The organism is Pseudomonas palmensis (assembly GCF_049942755.1).
In the GTDB taxonomy this organism is placed as follows: Bacteria; Pseudomonadota; Gammaproteobacteria; order Pseudomonadales; family Pseudomonadaceae; genus Aquipseudomonas; species Aquipseudomonas palmensis.
The window spans coordinates 2,746,741-2,772,297 of the sequence record NZ_CP187958.1; the positions used below are offsets into that span (position 1 = coordinate 2,746,741).

21 protein-coding genes are annotated in these 25,557 nt (G+C 63.1%); 9 read left to right on the top strand and 12 right to left on the bottom strand.

The window, feature by feature from the left end; genetic code table 11:
- Positions 1-47 precede the first annotated feature (47 nt).
- From ACPRTJ_RS12570 to ACPRTJ_RS12620, 11 genes are all read right to left on the bottom strand, one after another.
- Positions 48-1,277: a multifunctional CCA addition/repair protein gene (locus ACPRTJ_RS12570; RefSeq protein ID WP_350488338.1), complete on the bottom strand. Its 1,230-nt coding sequence runs from the start codon at positions 1,275-1,277 to the stop codon at positions 48-50.
- Positions 1,278-1,341: 64 nt separating this feature from the next.
- Positions 1,342-2,904 (bottom strand): SpoVR family protein, encoded by a 1,563-nt coding sequence (locus ACPRTJ_RS12575; protein ID WP_100634764.1) that lies wholly within the window; start codon positions 2,902-2,904, stop codon positions 1,342-1,344.
- Positions 2,901-4,172, bottom strand: coding sequence for a YeaH/YhbH family protein (locus ACPRTJ_RS12580; protein WP_043863750.1), 1,272 nt, complete (start codon positions 4,170-4,172; stop codon positions 2,901-2,903). Before ACPRTJ_RS12580 ends, ACPRTJ_RS12575 begins: the two co-directional genes overlap by 4 nt.
- 123 nt (positions 4,173-4,295) lie before the next feature.
- Positions 4,296-6,218 (bottom strand): PrkA family serine protein kinase, encoded by a 1,923-nt coding sequence (locus tag ACPRTJ_RS12585; protein ID WP_043863751.1) that lies wholly within the window; start codon positions 6,216-6,218, stop codon positions 4,296-4,298.
- Positions 6,219-6,499: 281 nt separating this feature from the next.
- Positions 6,500-6,829 carry a thiosulfate sulfurtransferase GlpE gene (glpE, locus tag ACPRTJ_RS12590; protein ID WP_043863752.1) on the bottom strand — a complete coding sequence of 110 codons (330 nt, stop codon included), beginning with the start codon at positions 6,827-6,829 and terminating at the stop codon, positions 6,500-6,502.
- Between the two features lie 11 nt (positions 6,830-6,840).
- Positions 6,841-7,716 (bottom strand): symmetrical bis(5'-nucleosyl)-tetraphosphatase, encoded by an 876-nt coding sequence (locus tag ACPRTJ_RS12595; RefSeq protein ID WP_054915960.1) that lies wholly within the window; start codon positions 7,714-7,716, stop codon positions 6,841-6,843.
- Positions 7,716-8,096 (bottom strand): Co2+/Mg2+ efflux protein ApaG, encoded by a 381-nt coding sequence (gene apaG / locus ACPRTJ_RS12600; protein WP_043863754.1) that lies wholly within the window; start codon positions 8,094-8,096, stop codon positions 7,716-7,718. The genes ACPRTJ_RS12595 and apaG overlap by 1 nt, the downstream gene beginning before the upstream one ends.
- A 105-nt stretch (positions 8,097-8,201) precedes the next feature.
- Positions 8,202-9,002, bottom strand: a complete 801-nt coding sequence (gene rsmA, locus ACPRTJ_RS12605) for a 16S rRNA (adenine(1518)-N(6)/adenine(1519)-N(6))-dimethyltransferase RsmA (RefSeq protein WP_253086206.1) — start codon at positions 9,000-9,002, stop codon at positions 8,202-8,204.
- On the bottom strand, positions 8,999-9,988 hold the full coding sequence (gene pdxA / locus ACPRTJ_RS12610) for a 4-hydroxythreonine-4-phosphate dehydrogenase PdxA (protein ID WP_058541834.1): 990 nt from the start codon (positions 9,986-9,988) through the stop codon (positions 8,999-9,001). Before pdxA ends, rsmA begins: the two co-directional genes overlap by 4 nt.
- Positions 9,985-11,301 carry a peptidylprolyl isomerase gene (locus tag ACPRTJ_RS12615; RefSeq protein WP_043863757.1) on the bottom strand — a complete coding sequence of 439 codons (1,317 nt, stop codon included), beginning with the start codon at positions 11,299-11,301 and terminating at the stop codon, positions 9,985-9,987. Before ACPRTJ_RS12615 ends, pdxA begins: the two co-directional genes overlap by 4 nt.
- The gene (locus ACPRTJ_RS12620) at positions 11,282-14,086 is read right to left on the bottom strand and encodes an LPS-assembly protein LptD (RefSeq protein ID WP_426428975.1); all 2,805 of its coding nucleotides are present in this window, start codon (positions 14,084-14,086) and stop codon (positions 11,282-11,284) included. The genes ACPRTJ_RS12615 and ACPRTJ_RS12620 overlap by 20 nt, the downstream gene beginning before the upstream one ends.
- A 130-nt stretch (positions 14,087-14,216) precedes the next feature.
- Here ACPRTJ_RS12620 and ACPRTJ_RS12625 point away from each other — a divergent pair, with 130 nt between their 5' ends.
- Genes ACPRTJ_RS12625 through ACPRTJ_RS12635 form a run of 3 tightly spaced genes read left to right on the top strand, consistent with a single transcriptional unit; the run spans position 14,217 to position 16,676 of the window.
- On the top strand, positions 14,217-15,242 hold the full coding sequence (locus tag ACPRTJ_RS12625) for an aminoglycoside phosphotransferase family protein (protein ID WP_426428977.1): 1,026 nt from the start codon (positions 14,217-14,219) through the stop codon (positions 15,240-15,242).
- Positions 15,239-15,910 (top strand): N-acetylmuramate alpha-1-phosphate uridylyltransferase MurU, encoded by a 672-nt coding sequence (murU, locus tag ACPRTJ_RS12630; protein ID WP_123753458.1) that lies wholly within the window; start codon positions 15,239-15,241, stop codon positions 15,908-15,910. Before ACPRTJ_RS12625 ends, murU begins: the two co-directional genes overlap by 4 nt.
- 1 nt (position 15,911) lies before the next feature.
- A complete protein-coding gene (locus ACPRTJ_RS12635; protein ID WP_043863761.1) occupies positions 15,912-16,676 on the top strand; it encodes a TerB family tellurite resistance protein in 765 nt (254 codons plus the stop codon).
- Here the strand turns inward: ACPRTJ_RS12635 and ACPRTJ_RS12640 are convergent.
- Positions 16,673-17,677 (bottom strand): alpha/beta hydrolase family protein, encoded by a 1,005-nt coding sequence (locus ACPRTJ_RS12640; RefSeq protein WP_255001607.1) that lies wholly within the window; start codon positions 17,675-17,677, stop codon positions 16,673-16,675. The two genes, ACPRTJ_RS12635 and ACPRTJ_RS12640, sit on opposite strands and share 4 nt — an antisense overlap.
- A 94-nt stretch (positions 17,678-17,771) precedes the next feature.
- On the opposite strand from ACPRTJ_RS12640, the gene ACPRTJ_RS12645 reads away from it, so the two are divergent.
- The 6 genes from ACPRTJ_RS12645 to ACPRTJ_RS12670 all read left to right on the top strand — a co-directional run bounded on the left by ACPRTJ_RS12645 (position 17,772) and on the right by ACPRTJ_RS12670 (position 25,425).
- Entirely contained in the window at positions 17,772-20,174 is a 2,403-nt protein-coding gene (locus ACPRTJ_RS12645; RefSeq protein WP_426428980.1) for a PAS domain-containing sensor histidine kinase, read from the top strand.
- Positions 20,175-20,176: 2 nt separating this feature from the next.
- Positions 20,177-20,806 carry a response regulator gene (locus ACPRTJ_RS12650; protein WP_043863764.1) on the top strand — a complete coding sequence of 210 codons (630 nt, stop codon included), beginning with the start codon at positions 20,177-20,179 and terminating at the stop codon, positions 20,804-20,806.
- Between the two features lie 270 nt (positions 20,807-21,076).
- Positions 21,077-22,201: an ABC transporter ATP-binding protein gene (locus tag ACPRTJ_RS12655; protein WP_043863765.1), complete on the top strand. Its 1,125-nt coding sequence runs from the start codon at positions 21,077-21,079 to the stop codon at positions 22,199-22,201.
- Positions 22,202-22,241: 40 nt separating this feature from the next.
- A complete protein-coding gene (locus tag ACPRTJ_RS12660) occupies positions 22,242-23,273 on the top strand; it encodes an ABC transporter substrate-binding protein (RefSeq protein WP_054915954.1) in 1,032 nt (343 codons plus the stop codon).
- A 65-nt stretch (positions 23,274-23,338) separates the two neighbouring features.
- A complete protein-coding gene (locus ACPRTJ_RS12665; protein WP_043863767.1) occupies positions 23,339-24,586 on the top strand; it encodes an ABC transporter permease in 1,248 nt (415 codons plus the stop codon).
- A gap of 11 nt (positions 24,587-24,597) precedes the next feature.
- A complete protein-coding gene (locus tag ACPRTJ_RS12670) occupies positions 24,598-25,425 on the top strand; it encodes an ABC transporter permease (protein WP_043863768.1) in 828 nt (275 codons plus the stop codon).
- The last annotated feature ends 132 nt before the right edge of the window (positions 25,426-25,557 follow it).

A 25,557-nucleotide genomic window follows, 5' to 3' on the forward strand; every position in this document is an offset into this window, starting at 1 on the left:
CGGTCAGGGGCGGCATCAGGAATCGCCGCCCTTGCCGGCCTATCGATTCAGGGTTTGGCGCTTTCCTTGTAGGCCTTGAGCGCATTCAGCCGCTCGCGCTTGATCGCCTCGCCCAGGCCCTGGCCGGTGAAGCCCTTCTCTACCAGTGGCTGCACCGCCACTGCCCGCGCGGCGTCTGCTGCGCCACGCAGGTAGGCGGCCTGTGGATAATCACGCTCCTCCAACCCCAGTCGCCCGCGCGCGTCCATCTCGCACGCGGCGATGAACTCTTCAAAGCGTTGCGGGCGCCGGTACACGTCGAAGCGCTGCAGCAACTCCAGCAAGGTCGATGCCTTCAGCTCCAGGGCCCGGTGGCCATGGGTATGGTACTCGCCCACCAGCAAGGCCAGTTCCTGGCAGTCGCGCGGTGCCTTGAAGCGCTGGTTGACCGCCTTGATCGCCTTCAGCCCGCGGTGCTCATGGGCGATATGCCGCGGCCACTCCTCTTCGGGGGTCAGGCCTTTGCCCAGGTCATGCAGCAGGCAGGCCCAGCGTACCGTCAGCGGCTGGTTGTGACGGGCCGCCTGCTCCAGCACCGACAGGGTATGCACGCCGGTGTCGATTTCAGGATGATGCGCCGCAGGTTGCGGAACGCCGAACAGCACGTCGAGTTCGGGCATCAACTGCTTCAGTGCCCCGCAATCACGCAGCACCTGAATGAACACCTGGGGTTGCTCTTCCATCAGGGCGCGGGCGATTTCCTTCCAGCTGCGCTCGGCGGTAAGGGCTTGCAGTTCACCCGACTCGCTCAGCTCGCGCATCAGTGAGAGGGTTTCGGGGGCTACCTGGAAACCCAGCCCGGCATAGCGCGCAGCGAAACGCGCTACGCGCAGCACACGCAAGGGATCTTCGGCGAACGCGGGGGAAACGTGGCGTAAAATCCGGTCTTGGAGATCCTGCTGGCCGTTGTACGGGTCGGTGATCCGGCCCTGTTCGTCCTCGGCCATTGCATTGATGGTCAGGTCGCGCCGCACCAGGTCTTCTTCCAGTGTGACCTCGGGGCTGGCATGGAAGGTGAAGCCGCCATAGCCGCGCCCGCTTTTGCGCTCCGTACGCGCCAGTGCATATTCTTCACCGCTGTGAGGGTGAAGGAAGACGGGGAAGTCGGCCCCCACCGGACGGTAGCCCTGGGCCTGCATCTGCTCGACCGTCGCACCCACCACCACCCAGTCGATATCGGTGACCGGCCTGCCCAGCAGGCGGTCGCGCACAGCACCACCGACTTTATAGATCTGCATGAAAAAACCTCCGTTGAGGCCACAGGATACCCTGTCTGGCCACAACGGAGGTTGGCGCGGGCGGCTACAGGTGGACGACAGCCAGGTCCAGCCGTCCGTAGTCACCTTCGCCGTGTTCGCCCTTTGGGGGGACGTGGTGGGTCTTCATCACGTGGTCGCCTTGCAGGGTCTCCAGATGGATGTCGAAGCCCCACAGGCGGTGCAGGTGCTTGAGCACCTCGTCGGTGGAGTCGCCCAGCGGTTTGCGGTCATGTTGCTGGTGACGCAGCGTCAGCGAGCGGTCGCCACGCCGGTCTATGCTCCAGATCTGCACGTTGGGTTCGCGGTTGCCCAGGTTGTATTGCGCGGCCAGGATCTCGCGGATGGTGCGGTAGCCTGCTTCGTCGTGGATGGCCGGTACCAGCAGGTCGTCCTTCTGGTCGTCGTCCAGGATGCTGAACAGCTTGAGGTCGCGAATCACCGTGGGCGACAGGTACTGCAGGATGAAGCTCTCGTCCTTGAAGCTGCTCATGGCGAACTTGATGGTCGACAGCCAGTCGCTGCCGGCAATCTCGGGGAACCACCGGCGGTCTTCCTCTGTGGGGTGCTCGCACATGCGCCGGATGTCGCGGTACATGGCAAAACCCAGGGCATAGGGGTTGATGCCGCTGTAATAGGGGCTGTCGAAGCCTGGCTGGAACACCACGCTGGTGTGCGACTGCAGAAACTCCATCATGAAGCCCTCGGTCACGAGGCCTTCGTCGTACAGGTCGTTCATCAGGGTGTAGTGCCAGAAGGTCGCCCAGCCTTCGTTCATCACCTGGGTCTGGCGTTGCGGGTAGAAGTACTGTGCGATCTTGCGCACGATGCGCACAATCTCGCGTTGCCAGGGTTCGAGCAGCGGGGCGTGCTTCTCGATGAAGTACAGGATGTTTTCCTGCGGTTCGGCCGGGAAGCGCGCGTTGTCTTTCTCGTTGTACTTGTCGGTGCCCTTGGGAATGGTGCGCCACAGGTCGTTGATCTGCTTTTGCAGGTGTTCTTCGCGGTCCTTCTGGCGGCGACGCTCTTCTTCGGCGGAGATCGGGTAGGGCCGCTTGTAGCGGTCGACGCCGTAGTTCATCAGGGCATGGCAGGAGTCCAGCAGGTCTTCCACCGCGTCGATGCCGTGGCGCTCCTCGCACTGGGTGATGTACTGCTTGGCGAACACCAGGTAGTCGATGATCGAGCTGGCGTCGGTCCAGGTGCGGAACAGGTAGTTGCCCTTGAAGAAGCTGTTGTGCCCGTAGCACGCGTGCGCTACCACCAGCGCCTGCATGCAGATGGTGTTCTCCTCCATCAGGTAGGCGATGCAGGGGTCGGAATTGATCACGATTTCGTAGGCCAGGCCCATCTGGCCGCGGCTGTACGATTTTTCTGTGCTCAGGAAATGCTTGCCGTATGACCAGTGGTGATAGCCCAGCGGCATGCCGACCGACGCATAGGCGTCCATCATCTGCTCGGCGGTAATCACCTCGATCTGGTTGGGGTAGGTGTCCAGGGCGTAGCGCTCGGCCAGGCGACTGATTTCGCGGTCGTAGGCCTGGATCAGCTCGAACGTCCACTCGGACCCGGTGGAAAGGGGTTGGCGCTTCTGCTCTCTGGCGGTCATGTGGCTAACCTGCGCTGGAAGAGTTCACGGAAGACCGGGTAGATATCGCCGGCCGACACCAGCTGCTGCTGGGCGAAGGTATCGGCGAAGGCTTCGCCGATGCGTTCGTATTCGAACCACAAGGCCTGGTGCTCGCGAGGGGTGATCTCGACGTAAGTGTAGTACTGCACGAACGGCATGATCTGCTTGGTGAGGATCTCGCGGCAGATGGGCGAGTCGTCGTTCCAGTTGTCACCGTCCGAAGCCTGGGCCGCGTAGATGTTCCATTCGCTGGCCTGATAGCGCTCGGCCATGATTTCCTGCATCAGTTTCAGGGCGCTGGAGACGATGGTGCCGCCCGTCTCGCGGGAATAGAAGAACTCTTCCTCGTCCACTTCGCGCGCGCTGGTGTGATGGCGGATGAACACCACCTCGATCTTGTCGTAGTTTCGCTTCAGGAACAGGTACAGCAGGATGAAGAAGCGCTTGGCGATGTCCTTGGTGGCCTGGGTCATGGAGCCGGACACGTCCATCAGACAGAACATCACGGCCTTGGAACTGGGGTTGGGCTGCTTGACCAGCAGGTTGTACTTGAGGTCGAAGGTGTCGAGAAAGGGAACGCGGTGGATACGTGCACTCAGACGTTCTATTTCCCCTTCGATTTCCTGAATATCGCCGAAGTTGTCCGGCTCTTCGCGCTTCAGGCGTGCCAGCTCTTCCTGGGCGGCGCGCAGTTTGGCGCGGCTGCTGCCCGACAGCGCAATGCGCCGCGCATGGGCTGAGCGCAGGGTGCGGATGATATTGATGCGCGACGGGTTGCCTTCGTTGCTGATGCCCGCGCGCACGGTCTTGAAGGTGTCGGTGCCGGTCAGGTGACGCTTGACCAGGTTGGGCAGCTCGAGGTCTTCGAACATGAACTCGAGGAATTCTTCCTGGGTGATCTGGAAGACGAACTCGTCCATGCCTTCGCCGGAATTGCCGGCCTTGCCCTTGCCGCCGCCTCCACCGCCGCCCTGCGGACGCGCGATATGCTCGCCGGCGGTGAACTCCTTGTTGCCCGGGTGTACGACGGTCTGCTTGCCGCCGCGTCCATGGTGCAGTACCGGTTCGTCGATATCCCGGCCAGGAATGCTGATCTGCTCGCCATGCTCCATGTCGGTGATGGAGCGACGGCTCACGGCCTCTTCGACGGCCTTCTTGATGTGGTCACGGTAACGCCGCAGAAAGCGCTGGCGGTTGACCGTGCTCTTGTTCTTGCCGTTCAGGCGTCGGTCGATCACATAGCTCATAGGCCCCTCCGGGAGTAGGCAGTAGCTGCAAGCTTCAAGCTTCTAACTTCAAGATGGGCAGCGCTGTCGCTGCAGGCCCGGCGCGTACTCCGGGCTTGCCGCTGACAGCCTGACGCTTGCCGCTTATTGCGATTTCCTGACCCGCAGGTACCATTCCGAGAGCAGCCGGACCTGTTTGTCCGTGTAGCCGCGTTCGACCATTCGCGTAACGAAGTCGTTGTGCTTCTGCTGGTCCTCCTTGCTCGCCTTGGCGTTGAAGCTGATGACCGGCAGCAGGTCTTCGGTGTTGGAGAACATTTTCTTCTCGATCACCACCCGCAGTTTTTCGTAGCTCAGCCAGGTCGGGTTCTTGCCGTTGTTGTTGGCCCGGGCGCGCAGCACGAAGTTGACGATCTCGTTGCGGAAATCCTTCGGATTGCTGATGCCAGCCGGTTTCTCGATCTTCTCCAGCTCCTCGTTGAGGGCGATGCGGTTGAGGATCTCGCCGGTTTCGGGGTCGCGGTACTCCTGGTCCTGAATCCAGAAGTCGGCGTACAGCACATAACGGTCGAAGATGTTCTGCCCGTATTCGCTGTAGGACTCCAGGTAGGCGGTCTGGATTTCCTTGCCGATGAACTCGATGTAGCGCGGTGCCAGGTATTCCTTGAGGTAGCGCAGGTAGCGCTCGCGCACCTCGGCCGGGAACTGTTCCTGTTCGATCTGCTGCTCCAGCACGTACAGCAGGTGCACCGGGTTGGCCGCGATTTCATGGGGGTCGAAGTTGAACACCTTGGACAGGATCTTGAAGGCGAAGCGGGTCGACAGGCCGTTCATGCCTTCGTCGACACCGGCCGAGTCGCGGTACTCCTGGATCGACTTGGCCTTCGGATCGGTGTCTTTGAGGTTCTCGCCGTCATACACGCGCATCTTGGAGTAGATGTTCGAGTTCTCCGGCTCCTTGAGGCGCGACAGCACCGTGAACTGGGCCAGCATCTTCAGGGTGTCGGGTGCGCAGTGGGCCTTGGCCAGGGAGCTGTTGAACAGCAGCTTGTCGTAGATCTTGATCTCGTCGCTCACGCGCAGGCAGTACGGCACCTTGACGATGTAGATCCGGTCGATGAACGCCTCGTTGTTCTTGTTGTTGCGAAAGCTGTGCCATTCCGATTCGTTGGAGTGGGCCAGCAGAATCCCGGAGTAGGGGATGGCGCCGAGGCCTTCGGTGCTGTTGTAGTTGCCCTCCTGGGTGGCGGTGAGCAGCGGGTGCAGGACCTTGATTGGTGCCTTGAACATCTCGACGAATTCCATCAGGCCCTGGTTGGCCCGGCACAGTGCGCCCGAATAGCTGTAGGCGTCGGCGTCGTTCTGCGGGAATTCCTCGAGCTTGCGGATATCGACCTTGCCCACCAGCGCCGAGATGTCCTGGTTGTTCTCGTCGCCCGGCTCGGTCTTGGCCACGGCGATCTGGTTGAGGATCGAGGGGTAGAGCTTGACCACCTTGAACTGGCTGATGTCACCGCCGAACTCGGCCAGGCGCTTGGTCGCCCAGGGCGACATGATGGTGTTCAGGTAGCGGCGCGGGATGCCGAAGTCCTCTTCGAGGATGGCGCCGTCCTCGGTGGCGTTGAACAGCCCCAGCGGGGACTCGAACACCGGCGAGCCCTTGATGGCGTAGAAGGGCACCTTTTCCATCAGTTGCTTGAGTTTTTCAGCCAGGGACGACTTGCCGCCACCCACCGGGCCGAGCAGGTAGAGGATCTGTTTCTTTTCCTCCAGGCCCTGTGCGGCATGGCGGAAGTAGGAAACGATCTGGTCGATGCATTCTTCCATGCCATGGAAGTCTTCGAAGGCGGGGTAGCGCCGGATCACCTTGTTGGAGAAGATCCGCGACAGCCGCGAGTTGTTCGACGTGTCGACCAGTTCCGGCTCACCAATAGCCATCAACAGGCGTTCGGCCGCCGACGCATAGGCACTACGGTCCTGCTTGCAGAGCTCAAGATACTCCTGCAGCGAGAGCTCTTCCTGACGGGTGGACTCGAAACGTTGTTGGAAGTGGCTAAAAATACTCATGACGTCACCTCGCTCGATACGTGGAGCCGACGTCGGATCGATCAGTTGATGCTGGCATGCAGACGGCACTGCCGCCTGCTGTATACCCCCCAGAACACCCTTGGAACCTTACCGATGACCCGCACGCCGGTGTACCGGCTCTCCCCTTTTTGGATGGCCTGGGCTTAAGGATAGTTGGTAATCGGCGAGGTCAAGGGCGGTTGGGCGATTAGTTCGCCACGACCGTTCGTCTGGTCTGGCGCGAGCCCGCGCAGGGCGCGGGCTGCAGGCCAACAAAAAAATTATTCGGCAGAGCCCTGGGCGGTTTCTGCCGGGAAGGTGGCGCGCCACAGCTCGAAGCCGCCGTCGAGGCTGTAGACGTCGGAAAAACCCTGGCTGACCAGATACGCGGCCGCGCTCTGGCTGGAGTTGCCGTGGTAGCAGACCACCACGGTGGGGGCGTCGAGGTCGGCGCCGCGGATGAAATCGGCGACCGACTGGTTGTCCAGGTGGCGGGCGCCGGTGATGTGGCCGTTGGCAAAGGTGGGCTGGTCGCGGATATCGACCACCACGGCGCCTTGCGCACGCAGCGCCTGAGCCTGCTCTGGAGGGATACGTTTGAATTCGCTCATGGGCGGGTCCTTCAGGATTGATCGGCTATTCTAGCCGGTTGCACGGGGCTGGCCAGCGGGCGTACGGTGCCTTCTTCGGTGCACTCGCAGCGGTGGTACTGGCCGGTATCGACATTGAACAGGGTCATCGCACCGCCCCACACGCAGCCGGTATCCAGTGCGTACACGCCTGGCTCGGTGCAGCGGCCCTCGAGGGCTGCCCAGTGTCCAAAGATGATCTTCACGTGACGCGAGCGACGGCCCTTGTGGGCGAACCACGGTTTGTAGCCGGGTGGGGCGGTGTCGGCGCCTTCCTTGCCCTTGAGGTCCAGTTTGCCCTCGGCGGTGCAGAAGCGCATGCGGGTGAAATAATTGGTGATGACCCGCAGGCGTTCGACCCCGCCCAGGTTCTTGCTCCACTTGTTCGGCTCGTTGCCGTACATGCCGTCCAGATAGAGCTTGAGCCGATTGTCATCGCGTAGCACTTCTTCGACCTCGCCAGCCAGCTCCAGCGCCTTGCCCAGGGTCCACTGCGGTGGAATGCCGGCATGCACCATCGCCACGCCGCGCTGCTCGTCGTAATGCAGCAGCTTTTGCCGGCGCAGCCAGTCGAGCAGTTCGTCGGCATCCGGGGCGTCGAGAATCTCGCGCAGGGTGTCGCTTTTCTTCAGGCGCTCGATGTTGTGCCAGGCGGCCAGCAGGTGCAGGTCGTGGTTGCCCAGCACGCACACCAGCGAGTCGCGCATGGCGTACAGATAGCGCAGGGTTTCCAGCGACTCGGGGCCGCGGTTGACCAGGTCGCCGACCAGCCACAGGCGGTCGACCGACGGGTTGAAGTTGACCCGCTCGAGCAGGCATTTGAGCGGTTGCAGGCAGCCCTGGAGATCGCCGACGGCATACACCGCCATCAGTGCAGCGACCCGGGTACGGCCAGGCGGAACGCCTTGATCGGGGCCTCGAAACGGATGCCATCCTCGGCGAACATCTGATAGCTGCCTTCCATGGTGCCCACCTGGGTGCTGAGCACGGCACCACTGCTGTAGGTGTGGCTCTGGCCAGGCTCGATCAGCGGCTGCTGACCGATCACCCCGGCGCCCTTGACCTCTTCCACCTGGCCATCGCCATTGGTGATGAGCCAGTGACGCGACATCAGCTTGGCGGCCACCGAACCGTTGTTGTGCACGGTAATGGTGTAGGCAAAGGCAAAGCGGTCGTTTTCGGGATCGGAATGTTCTTTGAGGAAGCGGGTGACGACGTCGACGTCGACCTGATAGCGGGGATCGGACATTCAAGAGGGCCTTGGCAACAGACGCGAATACGGCAATGGCATCAGTCTAGGCTATCGGCGGGGTTGCCGGCCAGTCATGCGGGCATGACCGGCCGTTATCAGGTGTTACTGCGGCTGTTCGGCCAGCTTGTCGGCCAGGCGCACGAAGGCGGCCAGGTCCAGTTGCTCGGGGCGCAGGCTGCCATCGACACCGGCGGCGGCGATCTCGTCGCTGCTGAGCAGGGCCTTCAAGGTGTTGCGCAGTGTCTTGCGGCGCTGGTTGAACGCTTCGCGCACGATGCGCTCGAGCAGGCGATGATCCTTTGCCGGGTGCGGCAGGGTGGTGTGGGGTACCAGGCGCACGATGGCCGAATCGACCTTGGGCGGTGGGTTGAACGCCCCCGGGCCGACGTTGAACAGGTGTTCCACGCGGCAGTGGTACTGCACCATGATCGACAGGCGGCCCCAGTCGCCACCGCCCGGGCCGGCGGCCAGGCGCTCGACCACTTCCTTCTGCAGCATGAAGTGCATGTCGCGGATCAGCCCAGCGTTGGCCAGCAGGTGAAAGATCAGTGGGGTGGAGATGTTGTACGGCAGGTTGCCGACCACCCGCAGGCTGCGCGGCGCGGCGCCCAGGCTGGTGAAGTCGAACTTGAGCGCATCGCCCTGGTGCAGGCGGAAGTTGTCGCGGCCGGCGAACTGCTGGTTGAGGATCGGTACCAGGTCCTTGTCCAGTTCCACCACATCCAGCTGGCCGCCGCTGTTGAGCAGGCCCTGGGTCAGGGCGCCCTGGCCCGGACCGATTTCCAGCAGGCGCTCACCTGCCTTGGCGCTGATCGAGCGCAGGATGCGGTCGATGACGCCGGCGTCGTGCAGAAAGTTCTGGCCGAAGCGCTTGCGCGCCTTGTGTTGGTATTGCTCGGTCATAAATGGGTCTCGGCCATCTGGTAGGCGGTTTCCAGTGCTACCTGCAGGCTGCCGGTGTCGATCCTGCCGGTGCCGGCAAGGTCCAGGGCGGTGCCGTGGTCCACCGATGTGCGAATGATCGGCAGGCCCAGGGTAACGTTCAAGGCGGCGCCGAAGCCCTTGTACTTGAGCACCGGCAGGCCCTGGTCGTGGTACATCGCCAGCACTGCGTCGCAGTGCTCCAGATATTTGGGGGTAAACAGGGTGTCGGCAGGCAACGGGCCGCGCAGGTCCATGCCTTCGCTGCGCAGGTGCGCCAATGTCGGTTCGATGATGTCTATTTCTTCGCTGCCCAGGTGGCCGCCTTCACCCGCATGCGGGTTGAGCCCACACACCAGGATGCGTGGCTGGGCGATGCCGAACTTGCTCTGCAGGTCGGCATGCAGGATCCGCGTGACCCGCTCCAGGCGTTCGGCGGTGATGGCGTCGGCCACTGCGCGCAGCGGCAGGTGCGTGGTCACCAGGGCCACGCGCAGCCCGCGGGTGGCAAGCATCATCACCACTTGCGTGGTGTGGGTCAGCTCGGCGAGGAATTCGGTATGCCCGGAAAACGCAATGCCGCTTTCGTTGATCACGCCCTTGTGCACGGGCGCGGTGATCATCCCGGCAAAGTGCCCGTCAAGGCAGCCCTGGCCCGCACGGGTCAGGGTTTGCAGTACGAAGGCGGCGTTGCGTTTGTCCAACTGCCCGGCGACTACCCGGCTTGCCAGCGGCGTGTCCCACACATACAGGCTGCCCGCAGGGGCAGGCGCATCCGGGAAGGCGTCGGGGCTGACAGGCAGCAGCGTGACGGCCACGCCCAGTTGCGCGGCCCGCTCGACGAGCAGGTCACGACTGGTAATGGCGATCAGGGGGTGGGGCTGGGCGTGCTCGGCGAGCAGCAGGCACAGGTCAGGTCCTATGCCGGCCGGCTCGCCGGGTGTCAGGGCGAAGCGCTGGTGTTTCACTGGGCTGCCTGGTCGGCGCCAGGAAGCTTGATTTCAACATAGGCTTCGTCGCGGATCTGACGCAGCCAGCTTTGCAGCTCTTCGTCGTACTTGCGGTTGCGCAGCACGTTCATGGCTTGCTGCTCGCGTGCCTGTTCGGTGCTGTCGGTGGAGCGACGGCCCAGGACTTCCAGTACGTGCCAGCCGTATTGGGTCTGGAACGGCTTGGACAGCTGACCCTGAGGGGTGCTGGCCATGACTTCGCGGAACTCGGGTACCAGTGCGTTCGGATCGACCCAGTTGAGGTCGCCGCCATTGAGCGCCGAACCCGGATCTTCGGAGAAGCTCTTCGCCAGCTCGGCGAAATCTTCGCCGGCGCTGATGCGTTCATAGAGCTTTTCCGCCAGTTGCTGGGTGGCGGCTTCGCTGCGCACTTCGCTTGGCTTGATCAGGATGTGGCGAACATGCACTTCGTCGCGCAGCTGTGTCTGGCCGCCGCGCTTTTCCTGCAGCTTCAGGATGATGAAGCCACCCGGTGTGCGTACAGGCTCGGTGACGTCACCCACAGCCATGGTGCTGAGCAGGCGATCGAAAGGAGGTGGCAGCTGGGCGGCCTTGCGCCAGCCCATCTCGCCACCTTCCAGTGCGTTCTCGCTGGCCGAACGGGCAGTCGCCAGCTGGGCGAAGTCGGCGCCTTGCTTGAGCTGCTGGTAGATCGCGGCCGCTTGCTGGCCAGCCGCCTGGATAGCCGCCGAGTTGGCGCTTTCCGGGGTCGGGATCAGGATGTTGGCCAGGCGGAACTCTTCGGACAACTGCATCTTGCCCAGGTCCGAGGCGAGGAAGTTCTTCACTTCCTGTTCCGAAACCTGGATGCGTTCGGCTACCCGGCGCTGGCGCACGCGGCTGATGATCATCTCGCGACGGACCTGCTCGCGGGCGTCATCGAACGACAGGCCGTCATGGGCCAGGGCCGCACGGAACTGGCTCATGTTCATGCCGTTGCGCTGGGCAATGGTGTCCATGGCCTGGTTGAGTTCTTCGTCGGTGATGCGGATGCCGGAACGATCGCCAATCTGCAGTTGCAGGTTTTCCACGATCAGGCGCTCCAGCACCTGCTGGTCGAGCACGCCGGGCGGAGGTGTGGCGCCGCCGCGCTTGGCGATGGTCTGTTCGACCTCGCGCACGCGCTGGTCCAGCTGGCTTTGCATGACCACGTCGTTGTCGACGATGGCCACCACCTTGTCCAGGGTCTGCACCGCGGCGTGCGCGGTGCTGCTCAGTAATACAGCGCCCAGCATCAGCGGGCGCAGACAGTCAATAAGCTTGGTCTTCACGTGAACGGTAACCTTGAATGCCTTCGTCGAGGAAAGTTTCGACCTTTTTACCCACTACACCACCGAGGCCTTTCAGCACGATCTGCAGGAAGATCCCATGGTCGCCTTTTTCGTTGGAGGGTGCGTCCTGGCTGGACTCGTCGTAATCGACCCAGTAGCGGTTGATCAGACGCAGCTTCCAGCAGCAGTTGTCGTACTCGAAACCGCCCATGGCTTCCAGGGTGCGGTTGCGGTTGTAGTCGTGCTGCCAGCGGGCGATTGCGGTCCACTGCGGAACGATCGGCCACATGACGGAGAAGTCATGCTGCTGGATCTTGTAGTAGTCCTTGACGTAGCCCGGTTGGCCTGGGGTGCCGTAGTCGCCACCACCCACCTGCCATTGGCCGGTGCTCTGGTTGTAACGCACTGTGTCGTTACGATAGCGATAACCCAGGTTGACGATCTTGTTGACATTGTCTTCCGGCTGGTAGTGGAACATGGTGCTGCCGGAGCGTGTGCTGTGGCTGTCCGGGTCCCAGTTGAAGTCGGATCTCAAGCTCCAGTCTCGGTTAAAGCGATATTCGTGCTCCAGCGCGTAGGGCGAAACATTGGCTTGCGCGTCTTCACGGTTTTTATAGTAGATACCGGGCAACTGAACCTTGCGGTCCTTGAAGTACATAGCTTGACCGATGCTGAAGCGCATACGTTCAAAGCCGTTTTCTTCAATCCAGCGGTTTGTTACGCCCAGCGACAACTTGTTCTCGTCGCCGATGCGGTCTGAACCACTGAAGCGATTGTCACGGAACAGGGATGAGTAGCTGAACGTGCTTTCGCTGGTATCAAATACCGGGATGTCGTTCTGATCCCTGTATGGCACGTTCAGGTAGAACAGACGTGGTTCCAGAGACTGACGGTAGTTGTTGCCGAACCACTGGGTATCACGGTCGAAATACAGGCCGCTGTCGACACTGAAGATCGGTACGTTACGACTTTGTGAGCTGCTGAACGACTCTCGAGTGTTCGAGTTCAAGTTCTGGTTACTAGCCAGAAAGTCTTTGCCTTGCTGGTCTAGATCAAGGTCGTACCGGGTGTAGGCATACTTAACGGACGGCTTGATAAAGCCATAACTCCATTCCATCGGAAGGCTGACCTCAGGTACGGCGTTGATTCGATTGCCGTTGGAGCGAGCCAAGCCCCTGACTCGTTCGTCATAACGAAGTTCTGGGTTACCATTTTTATCAATGAAATTGCCGTTACGTAGATCACGCTCGAAGCGTACGAACTCGGTCTTGTAGGCGAAGTCCAGGCCACCAGGGTTGTACGGCAGCTTGCCGTTGAACGTAACCTGCGGCAGGCGCCCGTAAGGAGTGATCTTGCTGATGGTCGCCAGCTTGTAGTCCTGCACATTCAACCGCGCAGTGTAATCGTCGCCTCGATAGGTCAACGCACCTTGCTGGTTGATGTAGTCCTGGCTCTGTACGCCGATCTGATCCGATTCCAGATCCTGGAAATAGTACGGATCGCTGATGTCGGTGTAATCGACTTCGGTCATCAGGCGCTCGTCCAGGCCACCCTTGTGCTGCCAGTTGATCAGCCAGCGTTTTTCCTTGTAGTCGGACTGGCGCTTGCGCTCGTCCTCCTCGTCATTCAGCCACGCACCACCGAACTGCCCTTCGCTGGACTTGGTCAGGTAGCGGAACTCGCCTTCCATCAACAGGCCGCGCTTGGCCATGTAGCGTGGATACAAGGTGGCGTCGTAGTTCGGTGCCAGGTTGAAGTAGTACGGCGTGACCAGCATGAAGCCGGTGTCGCTGCTGGTACTGAACGATGGCGGCAGGAAGCCGGACTGGCGACGGTCATCGATCGGGAAGTAGATGTACGGGGTGTAGAACACCGGTACATCCTTGACCCGCAGGGTGACGTTGGTCGCGGTACCGAAGCCGGTGGCCGGGTTCAGTGTGATGTTGTTGCCCTTGAGTTGCCAGGCGTTGCTGTTCGGCTCGCAGGTGGTGTAGGTACCGTCCTTGAGGCGAATGATCGCGTTTTCGGCACGCTTGGCGTACAGCGCGTTACCGCGGATACGCGACTTGTGCATCACGTACTCGGCGTTGTCGACCTTGGCTTCACCGGTGTCAAGCTGGATGTCGGCGTGATCGCCAACCACCAGCGAACCGTTGTCGCGGATCTTGACGTTGCCGCTCAGTTCGCCACGGTTCTCGGCCTGATACAGATTGGCCTCGTCGGCCTCGACCTGCATGCTGCCCTGGCGCATCACCACGTCACCGGCGAGGGTGGCGATCTGCTGCTCCTGCTGGTAGCGCGATACCTTGGCACCGATGAAGGTCGGCGCCTCGTCCTTGGGCGTGGTGTCATCCATGCCCGGACGGGTTGGCTCGATGTAGGCCCCGGAGCAATACGGGCCGGCTTCGGCGAGCTGGGCAGGGGTCAGCTGATCGCGTGGTACCCAGTCCAGATGGCTGTAGTCGGCGCTGCGTGCCTTCAGGCCGCGCCCCTTGGTTTCGGTGACGAGTGCTGGGCCTTTGCCCGCCGCTTCGGCACTGCCGTCGGCGCTCTGGGCAGGCGTTTCGCCGGCCGAGCTGACTGCCGCACCGTCATGCACAGGGCGTGGTGGCAGGTTCGCGGTGCTGGTCTTGGGCTTGCAGTCCCAACCTCCGGCAGCGGAAACTTGGCAGTCGAACTGCTCGGCAGCCACCACGTACGACGTGGCCAGGGGTTGCATCGCCAGCAGACCGCCGGTGACGAGCAACGGGAATTTTTTACGAAACGCGGGGGATTTCAATGCCATCTTATTAGTCCGGGCTTCCTGCGTGCCATCTGCCCGCGTGTGGGGCCGCACGCCTCTCGATGGTCTGAAAAAGATGCTGGATAATAAAGCATGACCCGCTTGACGGCTAGGGCCGTCGGAGACCCATGTAATGCCCGAACATGATGTACGCCTGCAACACCTGAATGTATGGCTGGCCGAACAGCTGGCAAATCTTTTCCATAAACAGGGCTGGGGTCCGGTTCCAGCGGGCTGCCTGACCGCTGCCAGTAGCGACGCGAGCTTTCGCCGCTACTTCCGCTGGGCCGCCGAAGGACGCAGTTTTATTGTGATGGATGCCCCGCCGCCGCAGGAAAACTGCCGGCCTTTTGTGGAAATTGCTCATTTGTTGGCCAGCGCCGAGGTCAATGTGCCGCAAATTCACGCTCAGGATCTCGAGCGCGGCTTCCTGCTGCTGAGTGATCTGGGCAACCACACCTACCTCGATGTGATCACCAGCGACAACGCCGATGGCCTGTTCGACGATGCCATCCAGGCGCTGCTGGCCTTCCAGCAACTGCCGATGCAGGCGCCGTTGCCCAGTTATGACGTGGCCCTGCTGCGCCGCGAGCTGGAGCTGTTCCCAGAGTGGTACGTGGGCCGTGAACTGGGCCTGCAGTTGAATAATGAGCAGCAGGCGGCCTGGCAGCGCATCAGCACCCTGCTGATCGACAGCGCCCTGGCCCAGCCCAAGGTGCTGGTGCACCGTGACTACATGCCGCGCAACCTGATGCAGAGTGTGCCCAACCCGGGCGTGCTGGATTTCCAGGATGCGGTGTACGGCCCGGTGACCTACGACATCACCTGTCTGTTCAAGGACGCCTTCCTCAGTTGGCCGCAGGCACGGGTAGAGGGCTGGCTCAAGGACTACTGGCAGCGGGCGCAGGCTCTGGGCGTACCGGTGCAGGCCGATTTCGAGGACTTCCAGCGTGCCAGCGACCTGATGGGCGTGCAGCGCCACCTCAAGGTGATCGGCATCTTCGCGCGCATCTGCCACCGTGACGGCAAGCCGCGCTACCTGGCCGATGTGCCGCGGTTCTTTGCTTATATAGATGAAGTGATCGCCCGCCGCCCTGAGCTGGCCGAGCTGGATGAACTGATCGACAGCCTGCAGGCCGCAGGCGGGGCGCGCGCATGAAGGCGATGATTCTGGCCGCAGGCAAGGGCGAGCGCATGCGCCCGCTGACCCTGCATACACCCAAGCCGCTGGTGCCGGTGGCCGGCGTGCCGTTGATCGAGTATCACCTGCGCGCCCTGGCGAGGGCGGGCTTCACCGAGGTGGTGATCAATCATGCCTGGCTGGGGCAGCAGATCGAAGAGCACCTGGGCGATGGCGCGCAACTGGGCCTGAGCATCCTCTATTCCGCCGAAGGCGAACCACTGGAAACCGGTGGCGGGATCTACAAGGCGCTGCCGCTGCTTGGCGACGCGCCTTTTGCGCTGATCAACGGCGACATCTGGACCGAGTACGACTTCAGCCGCCTGCCTGCGTCGCTGTCCGGGCTGGCGCACCTGGTGCTGGTGGACAACCCGGGCCATCACGGCAAAGGTGATTTCCGCCTGCAGGCCGGGCAGGTCAAGGATGCCGACGCGGTTTCGCCGACCTTGACCTACAGCGGGATCGCCGTGCTGCACCCGGAACTGTTCGACGGTTGCCAGGCCGGCGCCTTCAAGCTGGCACCGCTGTTTCGCCAGGCGATGGCCAAGGGCCTGGTCAGTGGGGAGCATTTCACTGGCCAGTGGGTGGATGTGGGTACCCTCGAACGCCTTGCCGAAGTCGAGCGCCTGCTCGCCGAGCGCCGCTGACATGTTGTGGCCGAGCACAGTGATTGGTGCCGGAGCGGGTTTTGCCATCGCCAGCATTCCAGGGGCGTTGCTGGGGGCATTGCTCGGTCAGGCGATGGACCGCCGTCTGCAACTGCACAGTTGGGCGCACCTGCGCGAGCGTCTGGGCGGGCGCGCGGTGCTGCGCGACGACGAAGTGCTGTTCGTGCTGCTTGGGCGCCTGGCCAAGAGTGAAGGGCGGGTGGTCGACGGACATATCCAGCAGGCGCGTCAGGAAATGCAGCGCCTGGAGATGAGCGAACCGGCACGTCTGCGCGCGATTGCCGCATTCAACCGGGGCAAGAGCGGCAGCGAGCGCCTGCATCCGCACCTGCGTCGCCTCAAGCAGCAACCCCATGCTGCCGAAGGCTTGCTGCGTGCCTGCTGGCGCATGGTCTGGGCCGACGGCCGGGTAGGGCGTCACGAGCGCGAACTGTTGATGCAGTGGGGGCAGCAGTTGGGCTGGTCGACGACCCGGGTGCAGGCACTGGCCAGCGACTACGAGCCGCACCGGGCGGCCCTGGGCAATCAGGGCATCAGCTATCCCGAGGCCCTGCGCTTGCTGGGGGTGTTACCCGAGACCGAGCCTGTACAGGTCAAGCAGGCCTACCGGCGCCTGCTCAGCCGGCATCATCCGGACAAACTGGTGGGTAGCGGCGCGAGCCCGGCGCAGGTGCGCGACGCCACCGAGCGTACCCGTGACCTGCATCAGGCCTACGCGGTGGTACGCAAGCGGCGCGGCTTCTAGTCGACCGCTTGCGGGCTCAGCCAGCCGCGAATGCGGCGGAACAGTTGCTCCTGCTCGGCAGCCTGGTTGCCGGGCATGGCCGTCAGGGCGACCTGGTGGTAGCTGCTGTCCTTGAGTCGCTTGCTGGCCTGCAGGCGGTTCACGGCCGCCTGCCTGACGCCGGCCTGGTTGGCATAGTAAAAGTCGGCGGTCGGCAGCTTGAGCGTGGCGGCCAGGCTGTCGAGGCTGTGTTCGACGCGGGCCGGGTTCTGCGCAGCGACCATCACCAGCTTTTGCACCTGCGGCGGTTGCCGTTCGCTGATGTAACGGGCTGACCAGTAGGCACCGCTGCCGCTGCCCAGCAGCACCACGCTGCGTGCGTTCTGCTGCTGTGCGTAGGCGACGGCGGCATCCAGGCGGGCGAAGATGCGCTCGGCGTCGGCCTTTTCACTGGCCGCCGGATCGGTACTGGCGGGCGCTTCGGCGCTTTCGCTGTTTTCGGTTTCTGCTGCGGTGGCCTGGGCGATGTTGGCATTGGCATCGGCCGGCGTGGCCTTGGCCGGTGCGCCCTTCACGTCCTTGTCCGGTTGCGGGGGCGGTGCCGGGGTTTCCTTGCGGGCCACCGGGCTCTCGGCCAGCAGATCCGGCAGGCTCAGGCTCAGACTGGCCCACTTTGCATCGGGGAACTTGCGCCGCAGGGGGCCGACGGTGCGTGGCCAGTCGGCGCTCTCGCCGGCACCCGGGACGATGATCACCACGCCTTCGGGTGCCGGGGTGTTGGCAGGTTTCCACAGGGCCAGGAAGCTGTCGCTGCCGGCCTGCAGGGTTTGCTGCTCGTCCTTGGGCACTTGCCGCTCCAGGGCCTGGGCGTCTTCCTGGCTGCGCTCGGGCAGCGCCTGGCGCGTGGCCGGCGCGGCATCGGCGTCGGCGGCCGGCGTTTCCTGCGCCAGAACTTGTGCGGTACAAGGTAGTATCAAGGACAGGCATAGCGCCGAAAGCGCCGTGCGTTTGAGTACGAACATTGATCGATCCAGGCCAGAGTGATACCGGCAGCCTAATGGTATTTGTCGACGACGGCCATGTTCGATGGCGGTCCCTTCATTGACGAGATTCAAGATGATGCGTTTGCGCTGCCTGTTGTTTATCGGCTGCTTGTGCTGGCCCTTTATGGCGAACGCGGAGCAGGCATCCGTACCGGCTGCGGTACGCCTGGCCCCGGCGCAACAGCAATGGCTCGACCAGCACCGCAGCTTGCGGGTAGGCCTGGTGTTGCAGGCCCCGTTCGCGCAGTTCGACCGGCGCCTGCAGCAGCTGTCAGGTGTCAATGTCGAGCTGATGAACTGGCTGGGCAGGGCATTGGACCTGGACCTGACGTGGCGCAACTTCCCCGACCAGGCCGCGCTCGAGCATGCCCTGGCCGGCGGCGAGATCGACCTGGCGCCAGGGCTGACCCAGACCCCGGCCAGCCTGCGTCGCTGGTTGTTCAGCGACCCCTACATGCGCGTACCGCAGTTGATCGTGGGCCCGCGCAACGGCTCGATGGCAGTGGACCTGGAGCGGCTCGCCGAAAACGAGCGGGTGGCAGTGCGCATGCCCAGTTCACTGGCCGACTATCTGCGCGCGACCTATTCCAACCTGAATCTTCAAGGCGTGCCGGCCGAGCGCCAGGCCTTGCAGCTGTTGCTCAGCGAGCAGGTGCGCTACGCGGTGCTGGATGAAGCGCAGTTGAGCCGGTTGTCGCGCGAGAACGAATTCAGCGATCTGGTGGTGGTGGGCGACATCGGTTTGCCGCAGTTGCTGCGGGTGGGCTCGCGGCGTGACTGGCCGATACTGGCCGACATCATCGAGGTCGGCCTGCAGGCCATCCCGGCCAAGGACCTGGAGCAACTGCACAACCGCTGGCTGCAACCCCGCTACCCGCGCCTGAGCGAGTCACCGGGGTTCTGGCAGAACCTGGCGTTGCTGTTCGCAGCGCTGTTCTTCAGTTGCGTCTTCATCGTGATCTGGCAGCGGCGCCAGCAGCAGCAGTTGGAACTTAATCTGCTGGCTGCGCGGGAAAACATCGCCAAGCGCCTGGCCCGCGAAGAGGCGCTGCGCCTGAGCCAGTTCTCCCTCGACCAGAGCACCGTGGGCATCCTGTGGGTGCATTGGGACAGCCATGTGCGCTACGCCAACCGCGCGGTCGAAAGCATGCTCGGCTATACCTCGGGGGCGCTGAACGATCGCCCGCTGATCGATATCGAGCCCAACCTGCACATGGACCGCTGGCTGGACCTGTGGAAGCGTGCACGGGCCAGCGACGAGGCGGCGCAGCGCTTCGAGACCCAGTGCCTGCGCGCCGATGGCAGCCTGGTACCGGTGGATGTGTCGTTGAGCTTCTTGCGCTTTCGCGATGCCGAATACCTGGTGGTGTTCATCAATGACGTCACCGAGCGCCGCCGTGCCCTGGCGGCGCTGCGCGAGAGCGAGGCGCGGCTCAAGGGCATTGCCGGCAACGTGCCGGGGCTGGTGTTCCGGCTGGAACGCAACCCGGCGATCGGCGACCTGGAGTTCCCCTATATCAGCGAAGGCAGCGAGGCCCTGGTCGGCTACTCGCCCATCGAACTGCAGCACCCGGACATGGGCTTGCGCAACCTGGTGCACAGCGAAGACCGCGCCGACTATCACCGCGTGCAGGACCAGGCGCTGGCCACCGACCAGGACTGGTCGTGGCAGGGCCGCATCGTCACGCGCCAGGGTGAGGAGCGCTGGGCCGACATCAAGGCCAGTACCCGCAATCTGCGCGACGGCCGCGTGGTGTGGGACGGGGTGGTATGGGACATCAGCCAGAGCAAGCGCGCCGAGCTGGAACTGGCGCGCTCCCAGGAGCAACTGCGCGAACTGTCGGCGCACCTGGAGAGCGTGCGCGAGGAAGAGAAAGCGCGGATCGCCCGCGAGGTGCATGATGAGCTCGGGCAGATGCTGACCGTGCTCAAGCTGGAAACCTCGATGTGCGAGCTGGCCTATGCCGGGCTGGACCCGGGCCTGAACGAGCGCCTGGGCAGCATGAAGCGCCTGATCGCGCAGCTGTTCCAGCTGGTGCGCGACGTCGCCACGGCCTTGCGCCCGCCGATTCTGGATGCCGGCATTGCCTCGGCCATCGAGTGGCAGGCCCGGCGTTTCGAGGCCCGCACGCAGATCCCGTGCCTGGTCGAGGTACCGGACAACCTGCCGCCGCTCAGCGACGCCAAGGCCACCAGCCTGTTCCGCATTCTGCAGGAGGCCCTCACCAACGTCATGCGCCACGCCCACGCGCATACTGTGCAGATCAACCTGGGCCTGGACGGTGCGATGCTGTGCCTGACCATCAGCGACGACGGCGTGGGTTTCGTGCAGAGTGACCAGCGCCCGACCTCGTTCGGCCTGGTGGGCATGCGCGAGCGCGTGCTGATGCTGGGCGGCAGCATGCGCCTGGACAGCGAGCCGGGCGAGGGCACCACGTTGAGCGTACGCATCCCCCTGAACAACGACAGGAGCTGACAGTGATTCGAGTATTGGTTGCCGAAGACCACACCATCGTGCGCGAGGGCATCAAGCAGTTGATCGGCCTGGCCAAGGACATGCAGGTGGTGGGCGAGGCCGGCAATGGCGAGCAGTTGCTCGAAGCCTTGCGCCACACCGAATGCGAGGTGGTGTTGCTGGATATCTCGATGCCGGGGGTGAACGGGCTGGAGGCGATACCGCGAATTCGCGCGTTGAGCGCGCCGCCGGCGATCCTGGTGCTGTCGATGCATGACGAAGCGCAGATGGCGGCGCGGGCGCTGAAGATCGGCGCGGCGGGGTACGCGACCAAGGACAGTGATCCGGCACTGCTGCTGACCGCGATTCGCCGGGTGGCGGGGGGCGGGCGCTACATCGATCCGGACCTGGCCGACCGCATGGTGTTCGAGGTGGGGCTGACGGATTCGCGCCCCCTGCACTCGATGCTGTCGGAGCGCGAGTTCTCGGTGTTCGAACGGTTGGCCCAGGGGGCGAACGTCAACGACATTGCCCAGCAGCTGGCGCTGAGCAACAAGACCATCAGCACCCACAAGGCGCGCCTGATGCAGAAGCTGAATGTGACTTCGCTGGCGGAGTTGGTGAAGTATGCGATGGAGCACAAGCTGGTGTGAGTGTTCCAAAAACGACATCGGGTTGATCCCTTCGCTGGCAAGCCAGCCGCCACAGGTTCGGCGTGTACCGACAAACCTTGTGGGGGCTGGCTTGCCAGCGAAGGTGGCAGCACGGCTATCAACGTGTCTGAAAACGCCACCCTTGTAGGGCAATCCCTACCCGCAAGTTTCCATCCGGCTGATGGCATTCTCTCAGCACCCCCGATTTGCGCCACCTTCTGCCTTCTCTAGTCTTGGGTCACAGCAGTCATCCAACAAGAAGGTGCAGGTATGAGTGAGGTGAATTCGAACGCTGCAACCGGCGAAGTGCTGGTCAGCTTCCGTGGTGTGCAGAAGAGCTACGACGGCGAGTCGCTGATCGTCAAAGACCTGAATCTGGATATTCGCAAAGGCGAGTTCCTGACCCTGCTCGGCCCCTCGGGCTCGGGCAAGACCACCAGCCTGATGATGCTGGCAGGGTTCGAAACCCCTACCGCCGGCGAGATCCTGCTGGACGGGCGTTCGATCAACAACGTGCCGCCGCACAAGCGCGACATCGGCATGGTGTTCCAGAACTATGCGTTGTTCCCGCACATGACCGTGGCCGAGAACCTGGCCTTCCCGCTGAGCGTGCGCAACCTGAGCAAGACCGACATCAGCGAGCGGGTCAAGCGCGTGCTGAACATGGTGCAGCTCGAAACCTTCGCCCAGCGCTACCCTGGCCAGCTTTCCGGCGGCCAGCAGCAGCGTGTAGCGCTGGCTCGCGCCCTGGTGTTCGAACCGCAACTGGTACTGATGGACGAACCCCTCGGCGCCCTCGACAAGCAGCTGCGCGAACACATGCAGATGGAAATCAAGCACCTGCACCAGCGTCTGGGCGTGACCGTGGTCTACGTGACCCACGACCAGGGCGAAGCGCTGACCATGTCCGACCGCGTGGCCGTGTTCCACCAGGGCGAGATCCAGCAGATCGCCGACCCGCGCACCCTGTATGAAGAGCCGAAGAATACCTTCGTGGCCAACTTCATCGGCGAGAACAACCGTATCAACGGGCGCCTGCTCAGCCAGACCGGCGATCGCTGCCTGGTGGCGCTGCCCCGTGGCGAGAAGGTCGAGGCACTGGCCGTCAACGTCGGCCAGCCGGGCGAGCCGGTCACCCTGTCGATCCGTCCGGAGCGCGTGCGCCTGAACGGTCACAGCGAAAGCTGCGTCAACCGCTTCTCTGGGCGGGTGGCCGAATTCATCTACCTGGGCGACCACGTGCGGGTGCGTCTGGAAGTGTGCGGCAAGGCGGACTTCTTCGTGAAGCAACCCATCGCCGAACTCGACCCGGCCCTGGCCGTGGGCGATGTGGTGCCACTGGGCTGGGAGGTCGAGCACGGTCGCGCACTCGATCCTATTCTGGAAGCCCAGTGAGGATCGCCTCACCCATCCCAGCAACGCGGAGAGAACAATAATGAACAAACACTTGAAGCTGACCGCTCTGACCCTGGGCCTGTTCGCAGCAAGCCAGGCCATCGCCGCCGACCTGACCGTGGTCGCGTTCGGGGGGGCCAACAAGGCCGCCCAGGTCAAGGCGTTCTACGAGCCGTGGGAAAAGGCCGGCAACGGCAAGATCATCCCCGCCGACTACAACGGTGAAATGGCCAAGGTCAAGGCCATGGTCGACACCAAGAGCGTGAGCTGGAACCTGGTGGAGGTGGAGTCGCCGGAACTGGCCCGCGGTTGTGACGAAGGCATGTTCGAGCAGCTCGACCCGGCCCTGTTCGGCGATGAGTCCGACTATGTGGCCGGCGCCATCCAGCCGTGTGGCGTGGGCTTCTTCGTGTGGTCGACCGTCATGGCCTACAACGCCGACAAACTCAAGACTGCGCCCACCAGCTGGGCGGATTTCTGGGATACCCAGAAATTCCCGGGCAAGCGCGGCCTGCGCAAGGGTGCCAAGTACACCCTGGAATTCGCGCTGATGGCCGACGGTGTGGCACCTAAAGACGTCTACAAGGTGCTGGGCACCAAGGAAGGCCAGGACCGCGCCTTCAAGAAGCTCGACGCCCTCAAGCCAAACATCCAGTGGTGGGAAGCAGGTGCACAGCCGCCGCAGTACCTGGCCTCGGGCGACGTGGTGATGAGCTCGGCCTACAACGGTCGCATCGCTGCGGTGCAGAAGGAAAGCAACCTGAAGGTGGTATGGAACGGCGGTATCTACGACTTCGATGCCTGGGCCATTCCGAAGGGCGCGAAAAACCTCGAGGACGCCAAGAAGTTCATCGCCTTCTCGATCCAGCCCGAGCAGCAGAAGGTGTTCTCCTCGAACATCGCCTACGGTCCGGCCAACAGCAAGGCCGTGGCGTTGCTGACGGACGAGGTCAAGAAGGACATGCCGACCACGCCGGAGAACATCGCCAATCAGGTGCAGATCGACGTGGTGTTCTGGGCTGACAACAGCGAGCAGCTGGAACAACGCTTCAACGCCTGGGCGGCCAAGTAAGCCGTGCCAATGGGGCGTCGGCATCGTGCTGACGCCTCTTGTTTCCAAGATTTTCGGAGTTCGCTATGGCCATCGCAGTGCCCCTGAACGAAGGCGCAGGTTCCAACCTCAAGAAGCGCCTGGCGCGTGCTGAACGCGTCAACCGCTGGAAGGCAAAAGCATTGATCGCACCGCTGGCAGTGTTTCTGCTGCTGGTTTTCATCGTGCCGATCGCCGCGCTGCTGTACAAGAGCGTCGGCAACCCCGAGGTGGTTGGCGGCTTGCCGCGCACCGTCGCCGCGGTGGCTGAATGGGACGGCAAGAGCCTGCCTGGCGAGGACGTGTACAAGGCCCTCAGCGAAGACCTCGCCGAATCGCGCAAGAATCAGACCCTGGGCGATGTTTCCAAGCGTCTGAACATGGAGCTGGCCGGCTACCGCAGCCTGCTGGCCAAGACTGCCCGGGCCCTGCCATTCAAGACCGAGCCGCAATCCTACAAGGATGCGTTGCAGGAGCTGGACGAGCGTTGGGGCGACCCGGCCTACTGGCAGGCGATCCGCCGCAACACCAGCAGCGTGACGCCGTTCTACCTGCTGGCCTCGGTGGACCACCGTATCGATGACCTGGGCGAGCTGGCGCCGACCACCCCGGACCAGGCCATCTACCTTGACATCTTTGCCCGCACCCTGTGGATGGGCCTGGTGATCACCGTCATCTGCCTGGCGTTGGCGTACCCGCTGGCCTACCTGCTGGCCAACCTGCCGACCCGGCAGAGCAACCTGCTGATGATCCTGGTGTTGCTGCCGTTCTGGACCTCGATCCTGGTGCGGGTGGCGGCGTGGATCGTGCTGCTCCAGTCCGGGGGGCTGATCAACAGCGGCCTGATGGCGCTGGGGCTGATCGACAAGCCGATGGAACTGGTGTTCAACCGTACCGGCGTGTACATCTCGATGGTCCACATTCTGCTGCCGTTCATGATTTTGCCGATCTACAGCGTGATGAAGGGCATTTCCCCGACCTACATGCGTGCGGCGATCTCCCTGGGTTGCCATCCGTTCGCCAGCTTCTGGCGGGTGTACCTGCCGCAGACCTATGCCGGCGTCGGCGCAGGGTGCCTGCTGGTGTTCATCCTGGCGATCGGCTATTACATCACCCCGGCACTGCTGGGCAGCCCGAACGACCAGATGGTCAGCTACTTTGTTGCCTTCTACACCAACACCAGCATCAACTGGGGCATGGCCACCGCACTGGGCGGGTTGCTGTTGCTGGCCACCGTGCTGTTGTACCTGATCTATAGCTGGCTGGTTGGCGCAAGCCGCCTGCGTCTGAGCTGAGGAGCGTTGTCATGCTGAGCCCTTACATGTCGCCCGTCGAACGGGTCTGGTACTACAGTTTGCGCATCCTTTGCGGGCTGGTGCTGCTGTTCCTGGTGTTGCCGGTACTGGTGATCATCCCGTTGTCGTTCAACTCGGGGAGCTTCCTGGTGTATCCGCTGCAAGGCTTCTCGCTGCAGTGGTACCAAGACTTCTTCGGTTCGGCCGAGTGGATGCGCGCCCTCAAGAACAGCATCATCGTGGCCCCGGCGGCGACGCTGCTGGCGATGGTGTTCGGCACCCTGGCCTCGATCGGCCTGACCCGTGGCGACTTCCCCGGCAAATCGCTGGTGATGGCGCTGGTGATCTCGCCGATGGTAGTACCGGTGGTGATCATCGGTGTGGCCAGCTACCTGTTCTTCGCCCCGCTGGGCCTGGGCAACAGCTTCACCTCGCTGATTCTGGTGCATGCGGTGCTGGGTGTACCGTTCGTGATCATCACGGTGTCGGCCACCCTGCAAGGCTTCAACCACAACCTGGTACGGGCTGCGGCCAGCCTGGGCGCCTCGCCGGTCACCACGTTCCGCCGGGTGACCCTGCCGCTGATCGCCCCGGGTGTGATCTCGGGGGCCCTGTTCGCCTTCGCGACATCGTTCGACGAGGTGGTGGTGACGCTGTTCCTCGCCGGGCCGGAGCAGGCCACGCTGCCACGCCAGATGTTCAGCGGTATCCGCGAGAACCTGAGCCCGACCATTGCTGCAGCGGCGACCTTGCTGATCGCGTTCTCGGTGGTGCTGTTGCTGACCCTGGAATGGCTGCGCGGGCGTGGCGAGAAGCTGCGTACCCAACAGCCGGGCTGAAACAGACGACCCTTCGCCGGCAGGGCTGGCTCCTGTAGGAGCCGGCCTTGTCGGCGAAGTGGGCACCACCGATCCTGATCCAGGCTTGATGCCAGTCAGCCCCTGACGGTTTGCCTGAGGTACAATGCGCGC